Origin of the sequence: Novosphingobium sp. TCA1 (genome assembly GCF_009811895.1) — a bacterium.
In the GTDB taxonomy this organism is placed as follows: Bacteria; Pseudomonadota; Alphaproteobacteria; order Sphingomonadales; family Sphingomonadaceae; genus Novosphingobium; species Novosphingobium panipatense_A.
In genome coordinates, this window is the sequence record NZ_BLJH01000002.1 from 24838 (window position 1) to 46804 (window position 21967).

The following is a 21967-nucleotide window of genomic DNA, read 5'->3' on the forward strand; positions in this document are numbered from 1 at the left end:
GGCTTGAGAAACCGTACTCCACTGGAGTATCAGGGCGGGCCATGACGCGCTTTTCGAATCGCCTGAAACTCTCTGTCGGTGCGGCCGTTCTGGCCGCGTCCGGCCTGCCCTGCGCGGCCTCGGCCGACGTGTTGGAGATTGGCTCTAACGGCTATCAGTGGGTGGCCGGAGGTCCGGCAGGGCAGGGCCGTGACGCCGTGGGCGCGGACGTTGCATCAGTGGAGGCGGTTCCGGCGGCGCTCGAAGCCGCGCAGCTTCATCCGCAATCGATCACCGATGCCCTCGATGCGGCCGGACCGACCCGCTGGCGCGCGCGCGTGGCGGAACTGGCTGCCAAGTACGACATCAGCCCGGCCCTGTTCGAGGCCGTGGTCTGGCAGGAGAGCCGCTGGAACGAGGCGGCCCGTTCGCCGGTGGGTGCGCGCGGACTGGCGCAACTCATGCCCGGTACGGCGGCGCAGATGGGCGTGAATCCCGGCGATCCCATGGCCAATCTCGAAGGCGGCGCGCGCTACTTGCGCATGCAGCTCGACGCTTTCGGGGGCGATATCGAAAAGGCGCTGGCGGCCTACAATGCCGGTCCCGGCCGCGTGCAGAAGGCGGGCGGCATTCCCCGCATCCGCGAAACCCAGGCCTATGTCGCCGCGATCATGGCGCGTCTGACGGACCCGGTGCGGCGCTGAGGCTTTCGGGGCTTCGTTCCTGACTGAGGGGCCTTCGACAAGCTCAGGCTGATCCTTCGACAGGCTCAGGATGAGCGGAGGAAGGCTTTTTGGGCCGCATGGGCATGCTCGCGGATATACCAACACCCGCTCACCCTGAGCCTGTCGAAGGGTCATACCGAGCCTGTCGAATGCATCTGGCACAAGAAAAAAGCGCGCCTCCAAAGGAAGCGCGCTTTCGTCAGACCCAATTCTGCAAAAAGCCTCAGCCCAGCAGCTTCTTCGCGATGGTGCGCACTTCGCCGCCCATGTCCGGGCGGTCGAGGGCGATGGCGAGAGTCGCTTCCACGAAGCCGACCTTGGAGCCGCAGTCGAAACGCTGGCCTGCGAACGTCACCGCGTGGAACGGCTGCTCGCCGATCAGCTTGGCCATCGAATCGGTGAGCTGGATCTCGCCGCCCGCGCCCTTGCCCTGGTTGGCGAGCAGGCCCATGATCTCCGGCTGGAGAATGTAGCGGCCCGAGACGATCTTGTTCGAAGGCGCTTCGGCCACCTTGGGCTTTTCGACCAGGCCCTTCACTTCGGTCAGCGCGCCGTTCACGGCGCCCGGTGCGATCACGCCGTAGCTGGAGACTTCCTCCATCGGCACTTCCAGCACCGAGACGAGGTTGCCGCCCACTTCGTTGTAGGCATCGACCATCTGCTTCATGCAGCCGGGCGAGCCGTACATCAGTTCGTCGGGCAGGAAGATCGCGAAAGGCTCGTCGCCGATGACGGCGCGGGCGCACCACACGGCATGGCCGAGGCCGAGCGGCACCTGCTGGCGCACGGTCACGAGATTACCGGGCTGGATACGGGTGGGTTCCAGCGGATCGAGCGACTTGCCGCGGGCGGACATCGTCGCTTCCAGTTCATAGGCCGTGTCGAAATGTTCGACGATGGCGGTCTTGCCGCGGCCGGTCACGAAGACGAACTCTTCGATTCCCGCCTCGCGCGCTTCATCCACCGCGTATTGGATCAGCGGCCGGTCGACGACGGGAAGAAGTTCCTTCGGGATCGCCTTTGTTGCGGGAAGAAAGCGGGTTCCAAGTCCTGCTACCGGGAATACGGCTTTTCGGACGGGCTTTTTGAACTGTGGTGCAGACATAGGTAAGGGTCTGACTCCGTTTGGTTACAGTGCGATTAAAGCCGCTTCGCAGATGCAGCGCAACAGTCCATCCATCTTTCTCCGAGGTGTGCTTGCTGCACGGCCAAATCCGGTTAAAGAGCGGCCATGGACAAGATCATCATCGAAGGCGGCAAGCGCCTTGCCGGCACCATCCCCGTTTCCGGCGCGAAGAACGCGGCGCTGACGCTGCTGCCTTGCGCTATGTTGACCGAAGAACCGCTGACTTTGCGGAACTTGCCGCGCCTGGCGGACATCGACGGTTTCCAGCATCTGATGAACCAGTTCGGCATCTCGACGATGATCGCGGGCAGCCGGCCGGAAGATTTCGGCCGGGTGATGACGCTTCAGGCGACGCGAATCACCAGTTCGGTGGCGCCCTACGATCTCGTTCGCAAGATGCGTGCCTCGATCCTGGTGCTCGGCCCGATGCTGGCGCGCATGGGCGAGGCCACCGTGTCGCTGCCCGGCGGCTGCGCCATCGGCAACCGCCCGATCGACCTGCACCTGAAGGCGCTGGAAGCGCTCGGCGCGCAGATCGAGATGGCGGCGGGCTACGTCCGCGCCATTGCCCCCGACGGCGGCCTGCCGGGCGGGCGCTATTCGTTCCCGGTCGTCTCGGTCGGCGCGACCGAGAACGCGCTGATGGCGGCGGTGCTCTGCACGGGCAAGTCCACCCTGCATAACGCCGCGCGCGAGCCGGAGATCGTCGACCTCTGCAACCTGCTGGTCGCGATGGGCGCGCAGATCGAGGGCATCGGCACTTCGGACCTTACCATCCACGGCGTCAGCCGTCTGCACGGCGCGACCTACATGGTCATGCCCGACCGCATCGAGGCAGGTTCCTATGCCTGCGCGGCGGCGATCACCGGCGGCGAAGTCACGCTGAAGGGCGCCAAGATCGAGGACATGGAAGCCACCGTGCAGGCGCTGCGCGATGCCGGGGTCCATGTCGAGCAGACTGCCGACGGTCTTCACGTCGCTGCGGACGGCCCGCTGAAGCCGGTCACCCTGTCGACCGCGCCCTATCCCGGCTTCGCCACCGACATGCAGGCGCAGCTCATGGCACTGCTTTGCCGCGCCGAAGGCTCCAGCGTGCTGACCGAGACGATCTTCGAGAACCGCTACATGCACGTTCCCGAACTCAACCGCATGGGCGCGCATATCGAGACCAAGGGCCGTACTGCCGTGGTTCACGGCGTGCAGAAGCTGACCGGCGCCGAAGTCATGGCGACCGACCTCCGCGCCTCGATGAGCCTGGTCATCGCCGGTCTTGCGGCCGAGGGCGAGACGCAGGTTCACCGCCTCTATCACCTCGATCGCGGCTATGAGCGGCTGGAGGAAAAGCTGGCTCTGGTCGGCGCGCAGATCGAACGGGTCGGCGGCGAATAAGGCAACCTATCGGCCCGGCGGCGCGTTGCTCCACCTGAATCCCGAAAGGGTGACCCCGAGAGGAGCAACGATCATGGGCTTGATCAAGTTGGCCGCAGCCGGTGCCATCGGCTACGCGCTCTACAAATATGCCAACCGCGCTGGCGAGCAGACCGCCACGGCGGGCGGGCCCGACAACTACAGGGTCCGCGATGCCGGACCGGAAAACATGACCAACAAGCCGCCGCGCTGGTCCAAGACCGACGAGGCGATCGACGAGAGTTTTCCGGCCAGCGATCCGCCGTCGAGCTACTGATTGCCTGAGAGCCACCCCCAAGAACCACCGAAGTAAAGGGGCGGAGCCGCGAGGTTTCCGCCCTTTTGCCTGTTTCAGGGGAGGGCGGCTACCAGCCAGACCCGGATCGCGCTGGCGAGGCCGGGCGGCGTGTCGGCCTCAAGCCGCTCCGCATCGATCCGCGCCACCAGGGCATTGATCGGCACGTTCTCCCGCAAGGCGCATTGCCGCAGCAGGTCCCAGAACAGGGGCTCCAGGCTGATGGACGTCTTGTGCCCGGCGATCTCGATCGAGCGCTTGACCGGCGGGTGATAGATCGAGGTCATCCGGCCTGTCTAACAGCCGCAATGCCGAAAGGGAAAGACGGCAGACAAAGGCGGCAGACAGGGCGGCGTCCGGGCGCTATCCAGCGAAAATGCAAAGCATCATCATATACATCGGCGCGGCGCTGGCCGAGATCGGCGGCTGCTTCGCGTTCTGGGCCTGGCTGCGGATGGGAAAACCGGCGTTCTGGCTGGTGCCGGGCTGTGCCTCGCTGGTGCTGTTCGCCTGGCTGCTCACCCTGGTGGACAGCAGCAATGCGGGCAGGGCCTATGCGGCCTACGGCGGCATCTACATCATGTCGGCGCTGCTGTGGCTGTGGATAGCCGAGGGTGTGCGCCCGGACCGCTGGGACCTTGGCGGCGCCGCGATCTGCCTGACGGGCGCGGCGGTGATCCTGTTCGGCCCGCACCGGGCCTAAGAAAAACTGGGCTTAGGTAAAAACTGGGCCTGATAAAAGGAGGGACCGAGCCGAAGAGCCCGGTCCCGTCCCTGATCAGTACATGTGCTGGCCGCCGTTGATGCTCAGCGTGGAGCCGGTCACGAATGCGGCGTTCTCCGAGCAGAGGAAGGCGCAGCCGCGCGCGATCTCGTAGGCGCTGCCGAGGCGGCCGACCGGGATCTTGGCGACGATCTTTTCCAGCACCGGCGGGGGAACGGCCGCGACCATGTCGGTATCGATATAGCCCGGCGCGATGGCGTTGACGGTGACGCCGTACTTGGCGCCTTCCTGGGCCAGGGCCTTGGTGAAGCCGTGGATGCCGGACTTGGCGGCGGCATAGTTCACCTGGCCGTACTGCCCGGCCTGGCCGTTGATCGAGCCGATGTTGACGATCCGGCCCCAACCCCGCTCACGCATGCCGGGGAACGTCGCCTTGGCCATGTTGAAGCAGCCGCCGAGGTTGATCCGCATGACCTCGTTCCAGTCGTCGAAGGTCATCTTGTGAAGCACGCCGTCGCGCGTGATGCCGGCGTTGTTGATGACGATATCGACCGGGCCCACTTCCTCGGTCACGCGGGCCACGCCGTCCAGCGTCGCTTCATGGTCGCCCACGTCCCATTTGTAGGCAGCGATTCCGGTCTTTTCGGTAAAGGCCTTAGCCTTTTCGTCATTGCCTGCGTAATTTGCAACTACAGTGTGGCCCCTTTCCTGGAGGGCCAGCGAAACGGCCTCCCCGATACCTCTGGTTCCACCGGTAACGATAGCAACGCGCGCCATTATAAAGCCTTTCGCTTAGTGAGCATCCACCAAGGACAGGCTAGGAAAAGGCACAGGGCAGGGCAAGCGGAAGCCCGGGGTCAGCAAGGTTTATTTACGCCGAAATGACTTGATTGAAATGCAAGCTCACTTGCAAAAATCAGAACTTGAACTGGGTCCCGACATAGACCGCCTGGCTATCCTGCCGTCCATCGGTCAGGGGCACCAGACGCTCGCGCTCCTGCGAGTAACGCAGGCCTGCGGTAAGATCGAGATTGTTGGTCACGCGGTAGGATCCGCCTACATCGACCTCGCCCGCCTCGCCCGCGAAAGTGTGGGGCGCACGGCCGGGGGCGCGCTTCTCGTCGATCGAGAGGCGGGTGGTGAAGCGCGGCTCCTTGGGTTCGGCGCTGCCCGACTGAAGGCTGAACTTCTTGAGCTCGGGCGCATCGGAAATGCCGCGCGGCGCCGTGGCGGCCGAAGCGGCGGCGGAGATGTCCGGCGCGAAGTTCTGGTAGCCGCGCGCCACGCCCAGGTTGAAGGCGGTCGGCGCGATCTTCAGGTTGCCGACCAGCGGCACGTCGCTGCGGGCGATCTGGTTGCGGTTACGCACGATGATGGCCTGGGCGGCTTCCGGGTCGACGCGCACCGCCACGGTCACCGCGCGGTCGCGGCGGGCCGAGGGGCCGGCGGGCGTGAAGGGAAAGCGTTCGCCGTCGCTCAGCGAGCGCATCGCAATCGCGCGCGACAGGTTCTCCGGCGTGGTTTCCGGGTCGAGCGCGCCGATCGCGCGATCGGAAGGATCGGCCTTGAACGTGGTGGTGAAGGCCAGGACGGCGCTGGGCAGCGCAAGCACGGTCACGCAGCAGGCCAGCATCAGGCTGGTCTTCATGCCGCCTTTCGAAAGGGCGCCGTTCTGGGGATGCCCATTCTGCAAGTGAGCGCGCTGCGTATCCATCACAAGAGTCGTTCCTGCCGATCTTCTTTCTGTCGTTTCCGCCGTTCCATCATCTGGCAGCGGGATCGATGGCCTTATCCTCGATCCGCGAGCTTAACACAGGATGATCGCGAAAGGGAGGGCTGCCCGTCACGGTCCGTCACGCTCCGTCACGGTTTGCTCCGTTCAGCCGGTGTTTAGCCATGGCACGGTTATGGCTGCAAGCTGATCAAGCCGCACTTGCCGCCCGGGCAGCGGCGGCTATAGAGGCGTTTCACGGCTGGCGCGCGGGAAGTCCGGCGCCTTCGCCAAGACAGGAACTGGGAATTACGATGACAGGCAGCACCCATACCGGCCTTCTCTCCGCTCGATCGCTGGCAACCGCGGGCTTCTGCGCCGTGGCCGCGCTTGCGCTGGCCGGTTGTGGCGGTGGCCGCAAGCAGGTGAATTCCTCGATCGCACCTTCGGCGGTGACCACGATCGGCGTGAACAGCTATCTCTGGCGCGCTAGCCTCGATTCGCTGTCGTTCATGCCGCTGCTCCAGTCGGACAGCGCGGGCGGCGTCATCGTCACCGACTGGTACGTCAACCCCAAGCAGCCGGGTGAGCGCGTCAAGGTCACCGTCATGATCCTGGACAAGGACCTGCGCGCCGATGCCCTGCGCGTTACCGCGCAGCGCGAAGTCTCGGCAAACGGCGCCTGGGCTCCGGCGCCGGTGCAGGCCGCCACCGTGCAGAAGCTTGAGGACATCATCCTCACCCGCGCCCGCGACCTGCGTCGCGATTCGATCGGCGGCTGATTTTCCCTGCGGGCTGAACCGGCCCGCAGTTCCAATTGCGCGGGCGGCAGAAGCTCGCAGGAGACTTGATAGAGATGACCGAGCGGTTCGATCCGGCTCAGGCGGACACGCGCTGGCAGGCTGCGTGGGACGACGCGCAGTGCTTCAAGGCTGACGATACCTCGTCGAAGCCGCGCAGCTTCGTGCTTGAGATGTTCCCCTATCCTTCGGGGCGCATCCATATCGGCCACGTCCGCAATTACACGATGGGCGACGTGCTGGCGCGCTACAAGCGCATGACCGGCCACGAAGTGCTCCATCCGATGGGCTGGGACGCCTTCGGCATGCCCGCCGAGAACGCGGCGATGGAAAAGGGCGTCCACCCCGGCGACTGGACGCGCGAGAACATCGCCAACATGAAGGCGCAGCTGAAGCGCCTGGGCTTCGCGCTCGACTGGAGCCGCGAAATCGCCACGTGTGAGCCGGAATACTACGGTCACGAGCAGGCGCTGTTCATCGACCTCTATGAGAACGGCCTGGTCTACCGCAAGGAATCGGCGGTCAACTGGGATCCGGTCGACCAGACCGTGCTTGCCAATGAGCAGGTGATCGACGGGCGCGGCTGGCGCTCGGGCGCGCTGGTGGAGAAGCGCAAGCTCTCCCAGTGGTTCCTCAAGATCACCGACTTCGCGGACGAGCTGCTGGAAGGCCTCTCCACGCTCGACAAGTGGCCCGAGAAGGTCCGCACGATGCAGGAGAACTGGATCGGCAAGAGCCAAGGCCTGCAGTTCAAGTTCGATCTGACCGCCGAAGTCGGCGGGATCGGCTCGGTGGAAGTCTACTCGACCCGCCCGGATACGATCTTCGGTGCCAGCTTCGTGGCCGTCGCTGCCGATCACCCGATCGCGCAGGCGGCTGCCGTCGGCCGCCCCGAGGTCGAGGACTTCATCGCGCTGTGCAAGCAGGGCGGCACCACCGCGGCCGAACTGGAAACCGCGGAGAAGCTGGGCTTCGACACCGGCATCAAGGCCAGGCACCCGTTCACGGGCGCCGACCTGCCGGTCTACATCGCCAACTTCGTGCTGATGGACTACGGCACCGGCGCGGTCATGGCCGTTCCCGGCCACGACCAGCGCGACTTCGAATTCGCCACCAAGTACGGCTTGCCGATCCTGCGTGTCGTCGCGGCAAGCGAAGCCGATGCCGACAAGCCGTTCGATGGCGAGTCCGAGGCCGGTGACGGCGTCTGCGTCCATTCCGACTTCCTCAACGGCATGGCCGTGAAGGATGCCAAGGCCGCCGTCATCGCGCGTGCCGAGGCCGAAGGCTGGGGTGAGGGCAAGACCGTATGGCGCTTGCGCGACTGGGGCGTTTCGCGCCAGCGCTACTGGGGCACGCCGATCCCGTTCATCCACTGCGAGGTCTGCGGCGTGGTGCCGGTGCCCAAGAAGCACCTGCCGGTCACGCTGCCCGAGGACGTCGATTTCGCGACTCCCGGCAACCCGCTGGTCCGCCACCCGACCTGGAAGCATGTCGATTGCCCGCAGTGCGGCCACGCCGCCCGCCGCGAGACCGACACGCTCGATACCTTCGTCGATTCCTCGTGGTATTTCCTGCGCTTCGCCAGCCAGCCCGAGGATCGTCCGTTCGACCCGGCAAAAATTGCCGAGTGGCTGCCGGTGGAGCAATATATCGGCGGTATCGAGCACGCGATCCTGCACTTGCTCTACGCCCGCTTCTGGACGCGCGCGCTGGCCCGCATCGGCAAGATCGAGGTGAAGGAGCCCTTCGCCAGCCTGTTCACGCAGGGCATGGTCACGCACGAAACCTACTTCCGCATCAACGATGCCAATGGCCAGCCGGTCTACTTCTCGCCCGGCGAGATCGAGCGCGGCGCGGAAACCGCGACGCTCAAGGCCGATGGCGCCCCGGTCGAGATCGGCCGCGTCATCAAGATGTCGAAGTCGAAGAAGAACGTGGTCGATCCCGACGAGATCGTCGCCACCTACGGCGCCGACGCGATCCGCTGGTTCATGCTGTCGGACAGCCCGCCGGAGCGCGACCTGCCGTGGTCGGAAGCTGGCATCGAAGGCTGCGGCCGCTTCGTCCAGCGCCTGTGGCGCCTATTCGCCCAGTACGACGCTGCGGCGACCGGCGAGGACAAGGCGATTGACCGCAAGGTCCACCAGACGGTGGCCGCTGTCGCTTCGGACATCGAATCGCTGGGCTTCAACAAGGCCGTGGCACGCATCTACGAACTGACCGGCGCGGTCGAGAAGGCGGCCCCTTCGGCCAGCCGCTCGAACGCGATCCGCACGGTTCTGCTGCTCGTCTCGCCGATGATGCCGCACCTTGCCGAAGAGGCATTCGCCCAGTTCGGGGAAGGCCTCGTCTCGCAGGCGGCATGGCCCGAAGTCGATCCGGCGCTGCTGGTCGAGGACGAAGTGACCGTGGCCGTCCAGGTGAAGGGTAAGCTGCGCGACACCCTCACCGTCGCCAAGGGCACTTCCAAGGAAGAGCTTGAAGCCCTTGCCCTTGCCAGCGAGAAAGTGCAGCGTGCGCTGGATGGAGCCGAGGTGAGGAAAGTGATCGTCGTCCCCGACCGCCTGGTCAATCTCGTCGCGTGATGCGTTTCCTGCGCCTCCTGGGTCCGGCATTCGTCGGGGCCGCCCTGCTTTCCGGGTGCGGCCTCCAGCCGATGTATGCCGGCGGCGGCAACGGCGCGGTGGCGCGCGGCCTTCAGGGCGTGCAGGTCGCCGCGATCGAGGGGCGCGCGGGCTGGCTGGTCCGCAACGCCATCACCGACCAGCTCGGTGCCGACAAGGCGGGTGAAGCGCCGCGCTACCGGCTCGACATCCGGCTTGACGACAAGCTCGAAGGCTTCGCCCTGCTCTCGGACGACACCATCGGCCGTGAACGCCGCACCTTGCGTGCGCGCTATCAGCTCGTCGACATGTCCAATCAGGAAATCGTGCTCGATGCCACGGCCGGTTCCGATGCGGGAATCGACGTGGTTTCGTCCGACTATGCCACGATCGCGGCCGAACAGACGGCGCTGGAGAACATGTCCAAGGACATCGCGACGCGCATCGTCACCGCCGTGGCCCTGCGCCTGCGCGGCGATACCAAGCAGTAGACGGCGTGACGCGGTGAAAGCCACCCAGAAGGATTTCGGCGGCCTTGCAGCCCGCGCCGCTCAGCAGGCGCGGGTTTTCTTCTTTTGCGGCCCGGACGAGGCCGGTGCCAGCGATGCCGCCGCCAGGATCGTCTCGCTCCTGTCCGAACCGGGCGAGCGGGTGGAGATGTCCGGTTCGGAGCTGCGCCGCGATCCGGTCAAGCTGGGCGATGAGGCCCGTTCCAATTCGCTGTTCGGCGGCACTTCGCGCCATATCTGGGTCCGTGCCCAGGGCGATGAGGCGCATGACGCGGTGCAGATCCTGCTCGAAAACGGGGTCGATGCCTGTCCGGTCCTGATCGTGGCGACCGGCGCGACCGACAAGTCGCGTACGGCGAAGCTGCTGGCGGCCCGGCCGGACGGACTGGTCGCCATGTTCTACCCACCCGATCTGGCCGCGGTGACCGGTGCCGTGCGGACCATGGCCAATGGCGCGGGCCTGAAGATGGGCAGCGACCTGGCCGAGCGAATCGCGCGGGCTTCCGGCCTCGATACCCGGCTGGCACGGTCGGAAGTGACCAAGCTGGCGCTTTATCTCGATGCCAGCGCGGAAACCCCGCGCCCGGTTTCGGGCGCCGACCTCGATGCGGTGGGCGCTGCGACCGAGGATGACGACTTCGGCCCGCTGGTCGATGCCGTTCTGGGCGGCAAGCGCGAGGCAATCGGCCCGGAACTCAAGCGGATGCGCGACCAGGGCATCAACGCGGTCGGCCTGCTGCTTGCCTTCGAGCGGCGCACCGCGCAACTGGCGGGCCTCAATTCGCGACTCGGCAGGACCGGCGATCCGGGCGCCCTGATCGAGGCCGAGGCTTCCGCGCGCCGAATTTTCTGGAAGGACAAACCAGCACTCGGGGTGCAATTGCGTATCTGGCGTGGTAATCGTTTGGAGCGCCTGGTGGCCCGTCTTATTGCGATGCACCAATCGCTTTTGAGCAATAGCCAGGACGCCGACCTTCTGCTGGCAGAAGGGTTAGTCGAAATAGCCAGAATTGCTACGATTGATGGCAAACAACGGATAAAAAGAACAGCTTAACTGAATCGGCTTTCCCACGCCGATGGAATGTTCATAAGGACATTCGCCTATTGCAGTGCAGCACGGAAAGGAATCCGTGGTACAAGCCTTAGGACAGGACGAGGGGATCCGGGGGGCATGAGTTCGACAATCGGGAGTGTTGAACGCATGAATGCGCCATTTGCAGTATCGACCCAAGCCGTTCAGCGCTCCGAAGTAGACGAACTTCTCGTCGCACCTTCGCTCGAACGTCGGCGGCTTCAATGTTATCTCGCCTTGCTGGTTGGGGACCTCGCGGCCCTTCTGGCAGGCTTCGCCCTTGCCGGCTGGCTCTATGACACGGGCCGGGGATTGCAGATGGCACTCGTCTACGGACAAGTGCTGCTGCCGATCTTCCTCACGCTGGCGCTGTACAACGCGGCCTATTCCACCGACGCCCTGCGCGACGGCTGGCGCGGGATCTTCCGTGCCGAAGTCTCCATGGTGGTGGCGGTCGTCGTCGTCGTCTTCGTGCAGTTCCTGATGAAATCGTCGGCGGAACTGTCTCGCGGCGCCTTCAGCGGCGGCGTGATCTGCGCCATGGCGCTGATCGCCTGGTCGCGGCTTCAGTTGCGCAGCTTCGTGCGCTGGCGCTGCGGCGCCAACGTGATCAACGAACTGATCATCGACGATGGCGGGCCGCAGCTGCGCATGGCAGGCGCGATCCGCGTATCGGCGGCGGCCATGGGCCTGCGCCCCAATCTCAAGGACCCGGACTCGCTCGACCGCGTCGGCCTTGTCCTGCGCAATATCGACCGGGTGGTGGTAAGCTGCCCTGCCGATCGCCGCGCCGAATGGGCAATGGTGCTCAAGGGCGCCAATGTCGATGGCGAAGTGCTGGACGACGAAGTGGCGCGTCTCGGCGCCCAGGGTGCGCGGGTGACCGGGCAGCACGGACTGCTGCTCGTCTCCGCAGGGCCGTTGGGCCTGCGCGAACGTGCGATCAAGCGCATCTTCGACGTCGCCTTTTCCGGCGGCGCGATCCTTGCGCTCTCGCCGTTGCTGCTGGTGGTGGCGCTGGCGGTCAAGTTGCAGGACGGCGGGCCGGTGTTCTTCGTCCAGCGGCGCATGGGCCGCGGCAATACCTTCTTCAACATGTACAAGTTCCGCAGCATGACGCAGGCCTTGTGCGATACCAACGGCAATGTCTCGGCTTCCAAGGAAGACCAGCGCATCACCGCCGTGGGCCGCTTCATCCGCCGCACCAGCATCGACGAGCTGCCGCAGCTCTTCAACGTGCTGCTGGGCGACATGAGCCTGGTGGGGCCGCGTCCCCACGCCACGGGCTCGCTGGCGGGCGACAAGCTGTTCTGGGAAGTGGACCGCCGCTACTGGCAGCGCCACTGCCTGAAGCCGGGTCTCAGCGGTCTGGCCCAGGTGCGCGGCTATCGCGGCGCCACCGACCAGGAATCGGATCTCATCAACCGTCTCCAGTCGGACCTCGAATATCTCGAAGGCTGGACGATCATGCGCGACCTGCACATCATCTTCCTGACCGCGCGGGTGCTGGTTCACGACCGGGCGTTCTGATCTTCAACGAGGAGGACCGGCCTTCCCGAGGGCTTGTCCTTTCTCCCAAAGCAAAAGGCCGGTCACGACATCGAAGTCGTGACCGGCCTTTTGCTTTGGGGGCCGCCGGTAGAACCGGCGCCGGGTTCTCAGTTGTTCTTCTTGGGAACGTTGAAGGTGCCCTTCACGCGGCCGCCCGAGGCCGAGGAGACGCCGCTCTTGAGGTCCATCACGAAACGGCCGCCGCGCAAGGTATCGCCGGTGCCGCGCTTGAGCGAGGCATTGCCGACCATGGTGATGATGCGCTGGTTGAAATCGTAGATGGCGGTGTCGCCCGTGGCCACCTGGTCCTGCCGGGTGACGACGACATTGCCGCTGGCGGTGATGCGCTGGACCTGGGTCTGGTCGCCCTTGGTGAAATCGATCACCGTGCGGGCGCCGCGCAGGCGCAGGTCCGCCTGGGTGATGTCGACATTGCCGGTCAGCACCACGCGGTTCTGCTTGTCCTGAAGCTCGATCCGGTCGGCACCGAAATCGACAGGGGCGTTCGAGTTGTGGCCCGAGATCGCCTGCGCGCCGAGCTGCTGGCCGGCCGCGAACAGGGCAAGGCCTGCCACCGGTACGGCGAGAGCGATCCGAACCGAGCGGGATTCAAAAAAGCGGCGGGTCATTGCGGCATCCTCAGCTTGCCGGGCGTGATGCGCATCCGGGCATTGCCTTCGAGTGTAACGGTGCGGGTGTCGAGATCGGCGTGCATCGTATCGGCCTTGAAGGTGCCCGAGGGCACGGTGCCCTGCACACCGCCCGATGCGACGGCCAGCTTCTGCTTGATGTCGACGTCGACCTTGCTGGTGGTCATGGTGTAGCCGTCGGACGACTTGAAGTTGACCGGGCCGTCCACCGCCATGGTGTCGTTGTCGAAATTGTAGGCGCCGCGCGGCGCGGCGATATCCGCCGGGCCGTCACGCAAGTTCATCTGGGCGACCAGCGTTTCCATCTCGACGATGGGAATTTCGGGCGAGCGCTGCACCGCCGTGCCCGCCGTGACCACGAAATCGCGGCCCTGGTTGTCCTGCCCGCGATAGGCGGCGCGCGAGACGGCGATACGTTCGCCGGTGGTCGCCACCTTGTTGCGGTCGAGCAGAAAGCTGATCTCTCCGCGCGGAGAGAGCGGGACCAGGATCATCACGGCGGCGACCAGGCCGATGCCTGCGGGCAGGGCCTTGGCCAGGATCGACACCATGCGATCGTGCGAGCCGCCGGGCGCGGCGAATTGCCGGCGGCGGTTGCGGACCTGGTTGGCTTCGACCGACATGCGTGATCAGGCTCCGGTCAGGCGGCTTCGTGGCTGAAGATATCGTGATCGGGCCAGCCTGCAAGGTCGAGCCGGGCGCGGGCGGGCAGGAAATCGAAGCAGGCCTGGGCGATCTCGGTGCGATTCTCGCGGGCGAGGCGGACCACCAGGATTTCGTGCATGGCGTGCAGGTAACGCACGTCCGAGGCGGCGTATTCCTTCTGCGGCTCGGTCAGTTCGGCCGCGCCCCAGTCGCTCGACTGCTGCTGCTTCGACACTTCCTTGCCGAGCAGTTCGCGCACGAGGTCCTTGAGGCCGTGACGGTCGGTATAAGTGCGGGTCAGCTTGCTGGCGATCTTGGTGCAGAACACCGGCGCGGCGGTGACCCCCAGGTAGTGCTCTATCGCCGCCAGGTCGAACCGGGCGAAGTGATAGAGCTTCAGCCGGGCCGGATCGGCCAGTACCGCCTTCAGGTTCGGCGCGGCAAAGTCGCTGCCGGGAGCAAAGCGTACGAGATGCTCGTCGCCCTGTCCGTCGGAAATCTGGACCACGCAAAGGCGGTCGCGCGGGGTGATCAAGCCCATCGTCTCGGTGTCGACGGCAACGGGTCCCGGCGCAAGCACGCCTTCGGGGAGATCTTCTTCGTGGAGATAGACAGCCATGGTCCTAAAATGCTTAGGGACTGGGCCTCGGTTTCGCAAATGGTTTAGGCGGGAGTACGGCGCGAATGGACGTCTCGGGATCGCTTCAGGGCGTGCCGCCATCCTGGCAACCGGCTCTCGGCGGGGTGCTCGATTCCCCCGAATCGCGCCGACTGGGCGGGTGGCTCAAGGCCGAAGAGGCTGCGGGCAGGCGAATCTATCCGCCGCGTGGCAGTCGGCTCAGGGCGCTGGAACTGACGCCGCTCGATTCCGTGCGCGTCGTTATCCTGGGGCAGGATCCCTATCACGGGCCGGGGCAGGCGCATGGCCTGTCGTTCTCGGTGCCGGAAGGGGTGAAAGTGCCGCCCTCGCTCGTCAATATCTACAAGGAACTGGCGAGCGACTGCGGCGTGACCCCGCCGGGGCACGGCAATCTCGAACACTGGGCGCGGCAGGGCGTGCTGCTGCTCAACAATGCGTTGACGGTGGAGGAAGCACAGGCCGGTTCGCACCAGAACAAGGGTTGGGAAGCGATCACCGATGCAGCCGTCGCGGCGGTCGCCGCCAAGGCGGAGCCTTGCGTGTTCCTGCTGTGGGGCAGTCACGCTCAGAAAAAGGCGATGCGGGTGCCGGGGCTGGCGTCGAGCCACCATCTGGTGCTGAATGCCCCGCATCCCAGTCCGCTGTCGGCCCATCGTGGGTTTTTGGGGTGCCGTCATTTCAGCAAGGCCAATGCGTTTCTGGCGGAGCACGGTCGCGGAACGATCGACTGGTAGGCCGATTGGTAAGGTCTAATGGAAAGGTCGTCGTCCCGGATCAGGTCCGGGACGACGTCAGGCTGAAGCGCCCGGGATGGCTTCGTCCATCACGTAGTGGCTCATCGCTCCGCCCACGCCCATGTCGCCGAAGGCCGCGCGGAAGCGACCGAAGGCATCCAGCCCGCGCGCGGCTTCGTGCGCTTCCATGGATGTCCAGACGACGTTGAAGGTGAATTTCGACGGATTCTCCACCCCGCGTCCGAAACGGACCGAGACGACGCCTTCACAGGCGGCCAGATCGGACAGGCCTGACCGGTGCATGGCTTCGGCAAAGCTTTCCTCCGCCCCGGCGCGCACTTCGATTTCCGCGATTTCCAACAGCATTCGGCCTCCTATCGTCCGTGGTAGGCTCAGCGAGAGCGGCGCGGCGGTCAACCGCTGGGCAGGAGTGATCGCCGGAGCGTCGGCAACTGGTAAACGAAAAAGGGCGCCCCTTGCGGAGCGCCCTTTCCCGAAATCGAGGTCTGCCGGGCTCAGCGCGGCAGTTCGGAAGCACCCATGAGCGCTTCGTCCACAGCGCGCGCGCACTGGCGGCCTTCGCGGATGGCCCAGACCACCAGCGACTGGCCACGGCGCATGTCGCCGCAGGAGTAGATGGCGGGATCGCTGGTGCGGTAGTCGGCCATGGTGGCCTTGACGTTGCCGCGCGCGTCCAGATCGACGCCCGACTGGTCGAGCATGCCGGCCTTGCGCGGGCCGACGAAGCCCATGGCGAGCAGGATGAGGTCGGCCTGGAGCGTGAACTCGCTGCCTTCCACTTCCTGCATCTTGCCGTCCTTCCACTCGACGCGGACGCATTCGAGGGCACGCACGTCGTTGTCGCCGATGACGCGCTTGGTCAGCACGGCCCAGTCGCGCTCGACGCCTTCCTCGTGGCTCGACGAGGTGCGCAGCTTGAGCGGCCAGTTCGGCCAGGACATCGCCTTGTTTTCATGCAGCGGCGGCTTGGGCATGATTTCGAGCTGGGTCACCGAAGCGGCGCCCTGGCGGTTCGAGGTGCCCACGCAGTCCGAGCCGGTGTCGCCGCCGCCGATGACGATGACGTGCTTGCCGGTGGCCGAAAGCGTGCCGCGCGGGGCGGCGCGAAGTTCGTCGTCGCCCGCGTTGCGCTTGTTCTGCTGGGTGAGGAATTCCATCGCGAAGCGCACGCCAGGCAGTTCGAAGCCCGGAATGTTCAGCGGGCGGGGATCCTCGGCGCCGCCCGCGAAGACGACGGTGTCGAAGTTTTCCTTGAGCGAGGCGACCGAGACGCTGACGCCGACTTCGGTGGAGGTTTTGAACTCCACACCTTCCGCCATCATCTGCACGAGACGGCGGTTGATGAGGTGCTTTTCCATCTTGAAGTCAGGGATGCCGTAGCGAAGCAGGCCGCCGACGCGGTCGCTCTTCTCGAACACCGTCACCGAATGGCCGGCGCGGGCCAGCTGCTGGGCGCAGGCCATGCCGGCCGGGCCGGAACCGACCACGGCCACCGACTTGCCGGTCTTCTTCGCGGCGGGCTTGGGCGTGATCCAGCCTTCCTGCCAGCCCTTGTCGACGATCGCGCATTCGATCGACTTGATGGTGACGGGCTGGTCGATGATGTTCAGGGTGCAGGCCGCCTCGCAGGGTGCGGGGCAGATGCGGCCGGTGAACTCGGGGAAGTTGTTGGTCGAATGGAGGACTTCCAGCGCGTTGCGGAAGTCGTCCTCGTAGACCAGGTGGTTCCAGTCCGGGATGATGTTGTTGACCGGACAGCCGGTGTGGCAGTGCGGCACGCCGCAGTTCATGCAGCGCGAGGCCTGGTCCTTGAGCGCCTGCGGCGCCAGCGGGACGACGAACTCGTTGTAGTTCTTGAGGCGCTCCTTGGCATCGCCATAAGTGCGGTCCTGGCGGTCCAGTTCGAGGAAGCCGGTTTCCTTGCCCATCTTACTAATTCCCGATCTTATTCTGCTGCGACCGAAGCGGCTTCGAGGCGTTCAGCCTCCTGCTGGCGCAGAGCCTTCGCGTAGTCGCGCGGCATCACCTTGACGAACTTGCCCAGCGCGTTCGACCAGTCGTCGAGCAGTGCGCGGGCCCGCTTCGAGCCGGTGTGCAGGTGGTGGCGTTCGAGCAGGATGCGCAGGCGCTCCGCATCGTGGCGCAGCATGTCGCCCATGCCCAGGTCGCGGACCGAGACGGTGCGCTGCTGGGGACGGCCGGTGCCTTCTTCCTCGTCGGCTTCGGCGGAGATCTTGAGCAGGTCCACCATTGCGGGGTTGACCAGCCTGTCGAACTCGCCGTCCTCGTCGTAGACGTAGGCGATGCCGCCGGACATGCCTGCCGCGAAGTTGCGGCCGGTCTTGCCGAGCACCATCACGACGCCGCCGGTCATGTACTCGCAGCCGTGGTCGCCGCAGCCTTCGACGACCGCGATCGCGCCCGAGTTGCGGACCGCGAAGCGCTCGCCGCCGACGCCGTTGAAGAACGCCTCGCCGGAGATCGCGCCGTAGAGCACGGTATTGCCGACGATGATGTTCTTGAGCGGATCGCGGTTCACATGGCCGGGCTGGCGCACGATCACGCGGCCGCCCGAAAGGCCCTTGCCGACATAGTCGTTGGCATCGCCGGTCAGGTCGAGCGTGACGCCGTGGGCGAGCCAGGCGGCGAAGCTCTGGCCGGCGACGCCGGTGAGCTTCACGTTGATGGTGTTGTCGGGCAGGCCGTCATGGCCGTAGCGACGGGCCACTTCGCCCGAAAGCATCGCGCCGACCGTGCGGTTGACGTTGATGACGCTCTTTTCGATGCGGACGGGCTGGCGGCCCTCCAGCGCATCGGCAGCGGCGGCGATCAGGCTGTTGTCGAGTGCGTTCTCGAGGCCGTGGTCCTGCAGCTCGCTCCAGCCCAGCGAGGGGCTGTCGCCCAGCGGGGCCTGGTAGAGGACCTTGGAGAGGTCCACGCCCTTGGCCTTCCAGTGCGAGATCGCTTTCTTCATGTCGAGCTTGTCCACGCGGCCGACCATTTCGGCGATCGTGCGGAAGCCCAGCTGCGCCATGATCGCGCGCAGTTCCTCGGCGACGAAGAAGAAGTAGTTGACCACGTGCTCGGGCTGGCCGGTGAAGCGGGCGCGCAGGACGGGGTCCTGGGTGGCGACGCCGACCGGGCAGGTGTTGAGGTGGCACTTGCGCATCATGATGCAGCCCGCCGCGATCAGCGGTGCGGTGGCGAAGCCGAACTCTTCCGCGCCGAGCAGCGCCGCCACGGCGACGTCACGGCCGGTGCGCAGGCCGCCGTCGGCCTGGACCACCACGCGGCTGCGCAAGTTGTTGAGCAGCAGGGTCTGCTGGGTTTCGGCCAGGCCGATTTCCCAGGGCGAACCCGCGTGGGTCAGCGAGGTTAGCGGCGAAGCGCCGGTGCCGCCTTCGTAGCCCGAGATCGTGATGTGATCCGCGCGGGCCTTGGAAACGCCCGCCGCGACCGTGCCCACGCCCACTTCGGACACCAGCTTCACCGAGACGCGGCTGGTCGGGTTCACGTTCTTGAGATCGTGAATGAGCTGCGCGATGTCTTCGATCGAGTAGATGTCGTGGTGCGGCGGCGGCGAGATCAGGCCGACGCCCGGTGTCGAGTGACGGGTGGCGCCGATGGTCTTGTCCACCTTGTCACCCGGCAGCTGGCCGCCTTCGCCGGGCTTGGCGCCCTGGGCCATCTTGATCTGGATGTCGTCGGCATTGACGAGGTATTCGGTGGTCACGCCGAAGCGGCCCGAGGCGACCTGCTTGATCGACGACCGCATGGTGTCGCCGTTCGGCAGGGGCTTGAAGCGCGAGGGATCCTCGCCGCCTTCGCCGGTGTTCGACTTGCCGCCGATGCGGTTCATCGCCAGTGCCAGCGTGGTATGCGCCTCCCACGAGATCGAGCCGTAGCTCATCGCGCCGGTGGCGAAGCGCTTCACGATCTCGCTGGCCGGTTCCACCTCGGAGATGTGGATCGCCTGGCTAGGGGCGAATTCCATCAGCCCGCGGATGGTGAGCATCCGGGTCGACTGGTCGTTGATGGTGCGGGCGAATTCCTCGTACTTGGCGGGGACATTGCCGCGAACCGCGTGCTGGAGCGCGCCGATGTTCTCGGAGGTCCAGGCATGTTCCTCGCCGCGCACGCGCGCGCCGTAGATGCCGCCGACGTCGAGCATGTTGGCGTAGATCGGGTTGTCGCCGTAGGCCGCGTTGTGGCGCTGCACGGTTTCCGCCGCGATCTCGGCCAGGCCCGCGCCCTCGATCGAGGTGGCGGTCCCGGTGAAGTACTTGTCCACGAAAGCGGTCGAGAGGCCGACGGCGTCGAAGATCTGCGCGCCGCAATACGACTGGTAGGTCGAGATGCCCATCTTGGACATGACCTTACGGATGCCCTTGCCGATGGCGTAGACGTAGTTCTTCGCCGCCTGCTCCGCCGTCACCGGCAGGTTCTTGCGAACGCGCACGGCTTCGATGGTTTCGAGCGCCAGATAGGGGTTGATCGCTTCCGCGCCGTAGCCGGCCAGAGCGCAGAAGTGATGCACTTCGCGCGCTTCGCCGGTTTCCACGACGAGGCCGGTCTGCATGCGCAGGCCCTGGCGGACGAGGTGGTGGTGGACGGCGGCCGTCGCCAGCAGTGCCGGCATCGGGATGCGGTCCGGGCCCTGGGCGCGGTCGGACAGGACGAGGATGTTCTTGTCCGCCAGCACCGCTTCGGTGGCGGCCCAGCACATTTCCTTGATCGCCATCTCCAGCCCTTCGACGCCGGAAGCGGCATCCCAGGTCATGTCGATGGTCTCGGTGCGGAAGGCGCCGTCGAGCGCGGCTTCCACCGAGCGGATCTTGGCAAGGCCAAGGTCGGTCAGGATCGGCTGGCTGACTTCCAGGCGCTTGTGGCTGCCCGCGTCATGACCGAGCAGGTTCGGGCGCGGGCCGATCATGGTGACCAGGCTCATCACCAGTTCCTCGCGGATCGGGTCGATCGGCGGGTTGGTGACCTGTGCGAAGTTCTGCTTGAAGTAGTCGTAGAGCAGGCGCGCTTTGTTCGACAGCACCGGAATCGGCGTGTCGGTGCCCATCGAGCCGAGCGGATCGTCGGCATTGACGGCCATCGGTTCGAGGAAGCGGCTGACGTCTTCCTGGGTATAGCCGAAGGCCTGCTGGCGATCGAGCAGAGTGCCGGTCGGCTGGGGCAGCTCGGCCAGTTCGGGCTCGATCACGTCGAGATCGGCCAGCTTGTACTGCGCCTGCTCAAGCCACTTTTCGTAGGGCTCTTCGTTGGCGAGCTGGGTCTTGATCTCTTCGTCTTCGATGATGCGGGCCTGTTCGAAGTCGATCAGGAGCATCTTGCCGGGCTGGAGGCGCCACTTGCGGACGATGTTGTCTTCCTTGATCGGGAGCACGCCCGATTCCGAAGCCATGACGCAGATGTCGTCATCGGTGACGAGGAAGCGCGCGGGGCGCAGGCCGTTGCGGTCGAGGGTGGCGCCGATCTGGCGGCCATCGGTGAAGGCCACGGCGGCCGGACCGTCCCAGGGTTCCATCAGGGCGGCGTGATATTCGTAGAACGCGCGGCGTTCCGGCGTCATCAGCGCATTGCCCGCCCAGGCTTCCGGGATGAGCATCATCATTGCGTGGACGAGCGGATAGCCGCCCGCCAGCAGCAGTTCGAGCGCATTGTCGAGGCAGGCGGTGTCCGACTGGCCGTGGGGGATCAGCGGCCACATCTTGTCGAGATCGGCGCCGAGCAGCTCCGATTCCATGGTGCGGCGGCGGGCGTTCATCCAGTTCACGTTGCCGCGAACGGTGTTGATCTCGCCGTTGTGGGCCATGAAGCGGAACGGGTGCGCCAGCTTCCAGCTCGGGAAGGTGTTGGTCGAGAAACGCTGGTGGACCAGGCCGAGCGCCGAGACGAACTCGGGATTGCGCAGGTCGTCGTAGAACGAGCCGACCTGGGTCGCCAGCAGCAGGCCCTTGTAGACAATCGTGCGGCTGGAGAAGCTCGGCATGTAAAGCTCGGTCAGGCCGGGCAGGTCGTGCTTTTCGGCCATGGCCTTGAGCGGATTCTGCGTCTGCTTGCGGATCGCCAGGATCTTGCGCTCGAAAGCGTCCTGATCGGCGCAGTTTTCACCGCGGCCGACGAAGCACTGGCGGATCACCGGCATCGAATCGATCACGGTCTTGCCGAGGCCGTCGAGCGTGACGGGCACGTCGCGCCAGCCGATCAGGTGCTGGCCTTCCTTGGCGATGAACTTCTCGAAAGTCTGCGTGATCAGGTCGCGGCTGGCCTCGTCCTGCGGCAGGAAGCACATGGCGACGGCATAGTCGCCCGCCTGCGGCAGCGTCACGCCGGTGGCGGCGGCCCAGCTGCGGAACAGGGTATCGGGAAGCTGCGTCAGGATTCCTGCGCCGTCACCCAGCAGGGGATCGGCGCCCACCGCACCGCGGTGGTCAATATTTTTCAGGATTTCCAGCGCCTGAGTAATGATTGCATGCGTTTTCTGGCCTTTGATATGGGCTACGAAACCCACACCACAAGCATCGTGTTCATTACGCGCATCATAAAGGCCCTGGGGCTTAGGAAATCCCATCGATAAAAACCCATCCTGTCATTTTTTGCCGGGGACCATGCGTCGCTCCAGACCCGCACGAATCGTGCGGCGCCTTGGTGCGTCATGGTGGTCCCAAGCGCCCCCATGACGATTACGGGACGCTTTTGCAATGGCGAAGACAGGGGTTCGCGCAAAATTCGGTGCGTGTGCGCGGTAAAAAAGGGAATT

The 21967-nt window shown here is 65.5% G+C and carries 20 protein-coding genes; 10 read left to right on the top strand and 10 right to left on the bottom strand.

All coding sequences use genetic code 11. From position 1 onward, the window contains the following. The first annotated feature begins 41 nt into the window (after positions 1 to 41). The gene (locus NTCA1_RS03435; RefSeq protein ID WP_159828400.1) at positions 42 to 683 is read left to right on the top strand and encodes a lytic transglycosylase domain-containing protein; all 642 of its coding nucleotides are present in this window, start codon (positions 42 to 44) and stop codon (positions 681 to 683) included. Between the two features lie 244 nt (positions 684 to 927). Here the strand turns inward: NTCA1_RS03435 and NTCA1_RS03440 are convergent, their stop codons facing one another. Next, a complete protein-coding gene (locus NTCA1_RS03440) occupies positions 928 to 1809 on the bottom strand; it encodes a UTP--glucose-1-phosphate uridylyltransferase (protein ID WP_086492592.1) in 882 nt (293 codons plus the stop codon). Between the two features lie 126 nt (positions 1810 to 1935). Between NTCA1_RS03440 and murA the strand changes: the two genes are divergently transcribed. Both murA and NTCA1_RS03450 read left to right on the top strand, forming a co-directional pair. Next, positions 1936 to 3219, top strand: coding sequence for a UDP-N-acetylglucosamine 1-carboxyvinyltransferase (murA, locus tag NTCA1_RS03445; RefSeq protein WP_086492593.1), 1284 nt, complete (start codon positions 1936 to 1938; stop codon positions 3217 to 3219). Positions 3220 to 3292: 73 nt separating this feature from the next. After that, complete coding sequence (locus NTCA1_RS03450) at positions 3293 to 3514, top strand: hypothetical protein (RefSeq protein WP_086492594.1); 222 nt, start codon at positions 3293 to 3295, stop codon at positions 3512 to 3514. 74 nt (positions 3515 to 3588) lie between these two features. Here NTCA1_RS03450 and NTCA1_RS03455 read toward each other — a convergent pair whose 3' ends face one another. Then, positions 3589 to 3819, bottom strand: coding sequence for a ribbon-helix-helix domain-containing protein (locus NTCA1_RS03455; protein WP_159828403.1), 231 nt, complete (start codon positions 3817 to 3819; stop codon positions 3589 to 3591). A gap of 89 nt (positions 3820 to 3908) precedes the next feature. On the opposite strand from NTCA1_RS03455, the gene NTCA1_RS03460 reads away from it, so the two are divergent. Beyond that, complete coding sequence (locus tag NTCA1_RS03460) at positions 3909 to 4235, top strand: YnfA family protein (protein ID WP_086492596.1); 327 nt, start codon at positions 3909 to 3911, stop codon at positions 4233 to 4235. A gap of 75 nt (positions 4236 to 4310) precedes the next feature. On the opposite strand, the gene phbB is transcribed toward NTCA1_RS03460, so the two are convergent. Both phbB and NTCA1_RS03470 read right to left on the bottom strand, forming a co-directional pair. Then, positions 4311 to 5033, bottom strand: a complete 723-nt coding sequence (phbB, locus tag NTCA1_RS03465) for an acetoacetyl-CoA reductase (protein WP_086492597.1) — start codon at positions 5031 to 5033, stop codon at positions 4311 to 4313. A gap of 139 nt (positions 5034 to 5172) precedes the next feature. Next, a complete protein-coding gene (locus NTCA1_RS03470; RefSeq protein WP_236549084.1) occupies positions 5173 to 5970 on the bottom strand; it encodes a hypothetical protein in 798 nt (265 codons plus the stop codon). Between the two features lie 311 nt (positions 5971 to 6281). On the opposite strand from NTCA1_RS03470, the gene NTCA1_RS03475 reads away from it, so the two are divergent. The 5 genes from NTCA1_RS03475 (at position 6282) to NTCA1_RS03495 (ending at position 12484) form a co-directional block, all read left to right on the top strand. Further along, on the top strand, positions 6282 to 6749 hold the full coding sequence (locus tag NTCA1_RS03475) for a DUF3576 domain-containing protein (protein WP_086492598.1): 468 nt from the start codon (positions 6282 to 6284) through the stop codon (positions 6747 to 6749). Between the two features lie 74 nt (positions 6750 to 6823). Then, positions 6824 to 9355: a leucine--tRNA ligase gene (leuS, locus tag NTCA1_RS03480; RefSeq protein WP_159828406.1), complete on the top strand. Its 2532-nt coding sequence runs from the start codon at positions 6824 to 6826 to the stop codon at positions 9353 to 9355. Then, complete coding sequence (lptE, locus tag NTCA1_RS03485) at positions 9355 to 9864, top strand: LPS assembly lipoprotein LptE (protein WP_086492600.1); 510 nt, start codon at positions 9355 to 9357, stop codon at positions 9862 to 9864. The genes leuS and lptE overlap by 1 nt, the downstream gene beginning before the upstream one ends. 13 nt (positions 9865 to 9877) lie before the next feature. After that, entirely contained in the window at positions 9878 to 10936 is a 1059-nt protein-coding gene (gene holA, locus NTCA1_RS03490; protein WP_159828409.1) for a DNA polymerase III subunit delta, read from the top strand. A gap of 147 nt (positions 10937 to 11083) precedes the next feature. After that, on the top strand, positions 11084 to 12484 hold the full coding sequence (locus NTCA1_RS03495; RefSeq protein ID WP_086492602.1) for a sugar transferase: 1401 nt from the start codon (positions 11084 to 11086) through the stop codon (positions 12482 to 12484). Positions 12485 to 12612: 128 nt separating this feature from the next. Here NTCA1_RS03495 and NTCA1_RS03500 read toward each other — a convergent pair whose 3' ends face one another. Genes NTCA1_RS03500 through NTCA1_RS03510 form a run of 3 tightly spaced genes read right to left on the bottom strand, consistent with a single transcriptional unit; the run spans position 12613 to position 14419 of the window. After that, positions 12613 to 13134, bottom strand: coding sequence for an LptA/OstA family protein (locus NTCA1_RS03500; RefSeq protein ID WP_159828412.1), 522 nt, complete (start codon positions 13132 to 13134; stop codon positions 12613 to 12615). Then, positions 13131 to 13778, bottom strand: a complete 648-nt coding sequence (gene lptC / locus NTCA1_RS03505) for an LPS export ABC transporter periplasmic protein LptC (protein ID WP_086492604.1) — start codon at positions 13776 to 13778, stop codon at positions 13131 to 13133. Before lptC ends, NTCA1_RS03500 begins: the two co-directional genes overlap by 4 nt. A gap of 17 nt (positions 13779 to 13795) precedes the next feature. Beyond that, positions 13796 to 14419: a ribonuclease D gene (locus NTCA1_RS03510; protein WP_086492605.1), complete on the bottom strand. Its 624-nt coding sequence runs from the start codon at positions 14417 to 14419 to the stop codon at positions 13796 to 13798. Positions 14420 to 14484: 65 nt separating this feature from the next. On the opposite strand from NTCA1_RS03510, the gene NTCA1_RS03515 reads away from it, so the two are divergent. Next, positions 14485 to 15174, top strand: coding sequence for a uracil-DNA glycosylase (locus NTCA1_RS03515; protein ID WP_159828415.1), 690 nt, complete (start codon positions 14485 to 14487; stop codon positions 15172 to 15174). 57 nt (positions 15175 to 15231) lie between these two features. Here the strand turns inward: NTCA1_RS03515 and NTCA1_RS03520 are convergent, their stop codons facing one another. The 3 genes from NTCA1_RS03520 to gltB form a co-directional block, all read right to left on the bottom strand. After that, complete coding sequence (locus NTCA1_RS03520) at positions 15232 to 15540, bottom strand: putative quinol monooxygenase (protein ID WP_086492607.1); 309 nt, start codon at positions 15538 to 15540, stop codon at positions 15232 to 15234. Positions 15541 to 15689: 149 nt separating this feature from the next. Then, complete coding sequence (locus NTCA1_RS03525) at positions 15690 to 17123, bottom strand: glutamate synthase subunit beta (protein ID WP_159828418.1); 1434 nt, start codon at positions 17121 to 17123, stop codon at positions 15690 to 15692. A gap of 17 nt (positions 17124 to 17140) precedes the next feature. Then, positions 17141 to 21778 (bottom strand): glutamate synthase large subunit, encoded by a 4638-nt coding sequence (gene gltB / locus NTCA1_RS03530; RefSeq protein ID WP_159828421.1) that lies wholly within the window; start codon positions 21776 to 21778, stop codon positions 17141 to 17143. Positions 21779 to 21967 lie beyond the last annotated feature (189 nt).

Bases quoted from the DNA above. Each gene is read 5' to 3' on its own strand.
- NTCA1_RS03435 (WP_159828400.1), top strand. From the start codon at position 42: ATGACGCGCTTTTCGAATCGCCTGAAACTCTCTGTCGGTGCGGCCGTT.
- NTCA1_RS03440 (WP_086492592.1), bottom strand. From the start codon at position 1,809: ATGTCTGCACCACAGTTCAAAAAGCCCGTCCGAAAAGCCGTATTCCCG.
- murA (WP_086492593.1), top strand. From the start codon at position 1,936: ATGGACAAGATCATCATCGAAGGCGGCAAGCGCCTTGCCGGCACCATC.
- NTCA1_RS03450 (WP_086492594.1), top strand. From the start codon at position 3,293: ATGGGCTTGATCAAGTTGGCCGCAGCCGGTGCCATCGGCTACGCGCTC.
- NTCA1_RS03455 (WP_159828403.1), bottom strand. From the start codon at position 3,819: ATGACCTCGATCTATCACCCGCCGGTCAAGCGCTCGATCGAGATCGCC.
- NTCA1_RS03460 (WP_086492596.1), top strand. From the start codon at position 3,909: ATGCAAAGCATCATCATATACATCGGCGCGGCGCTGGCCGAGATCGGC.
- phbB (WP_086492597.1), bottom strand. From the start codon at position 5,033: ATGGCGCGCGTTGCTATCGTTACCGGTGGAACCAGAGGTATCGGGGAG.
- NTCA1_RS03470 (WP_236549084.1), bottom strand. From the start codon at position 5,970: ATGGATACGCAGCGCGCTCACTTGCAGAATGGGCATCCCCAGAACGGC.
- NTCA1_RS03475 (WP_086492598.1), top strand. From the start codon at position 6,282: ATGACAGGCAGCACCCATACCGGCCTTCTCTCCGCTCGATCGCTGGCA.
- leuS (WP_159828406.1), top strand. From the start codon at position 6,824: ATGACCGAGCGGTTCGATCCGGCTCAGGCGGACACGCGCTGGCAGGCT.
- lptE (WP_086492600.1), top strand. From the start codon at position 9,355: ATGCGTTTCCTGCGCCTCCTGGGTCCGGCATTCGTCGGGGCCGCCCTG.
- NTCA1_RS03495 (WP_086492602.1), top strand. From the start codon at position 11,084: ATGAATGCGCCATTTGCAGTATCGACCCAAGCCGTTCAGCGCTCCGAA.
- NTCA1_RS03500 (WP_159828412.1), bottom strand. From the start codon at position 13,134: ATGACCCGCCGCTTTTTTGAATCCCGCTCGGTTCGGATCGCTCTCGCC.
- lptC (WP_086492604.1), bottom strand. From the start codon at position 13,778: ATGTCGGTCGAAGCCAACCAGGTCCGCAACCGCCGCCGGCAATTCGCC.
- NTCA1_RS03510 (WP_086492605.1), bottom strand. From the start codon at position 14,419: ATGGCTGTCTATCTCCACGAAGAAGATCTCCCCGAAGGCGTGCTTGCG.
- NTCA1_RS03515 (WP_159828415.1), top strand. From the start codon at position 14,485: ATGGACGTCTCGGGATCGCTTCAGGGCGTGCCGCCATCCTGGCAACCG.
- NTCA1_RS03520 (WP_086492607.1), bottom strand. From the start codon at position 15,540: ATGCTGTTGGAAATCGCGGAAATCGAAGTGCGCGCCGGGGCGGAGGAA.
- NTCA1_RS03525 (WP_159828418.1), bottom strand. From the start codon at position 17,123: ATGGGCAAGGAAACCGGCTTCCTCGAACTGGACCGCCAGGACCGCACT.
- gltB (WP_159828421.1), bottom strand. From the start codon at position 21,778: ATGGGATTTCCTAAGCCCCAGGGCCTTTATGATGCGCGTAATGAACAC.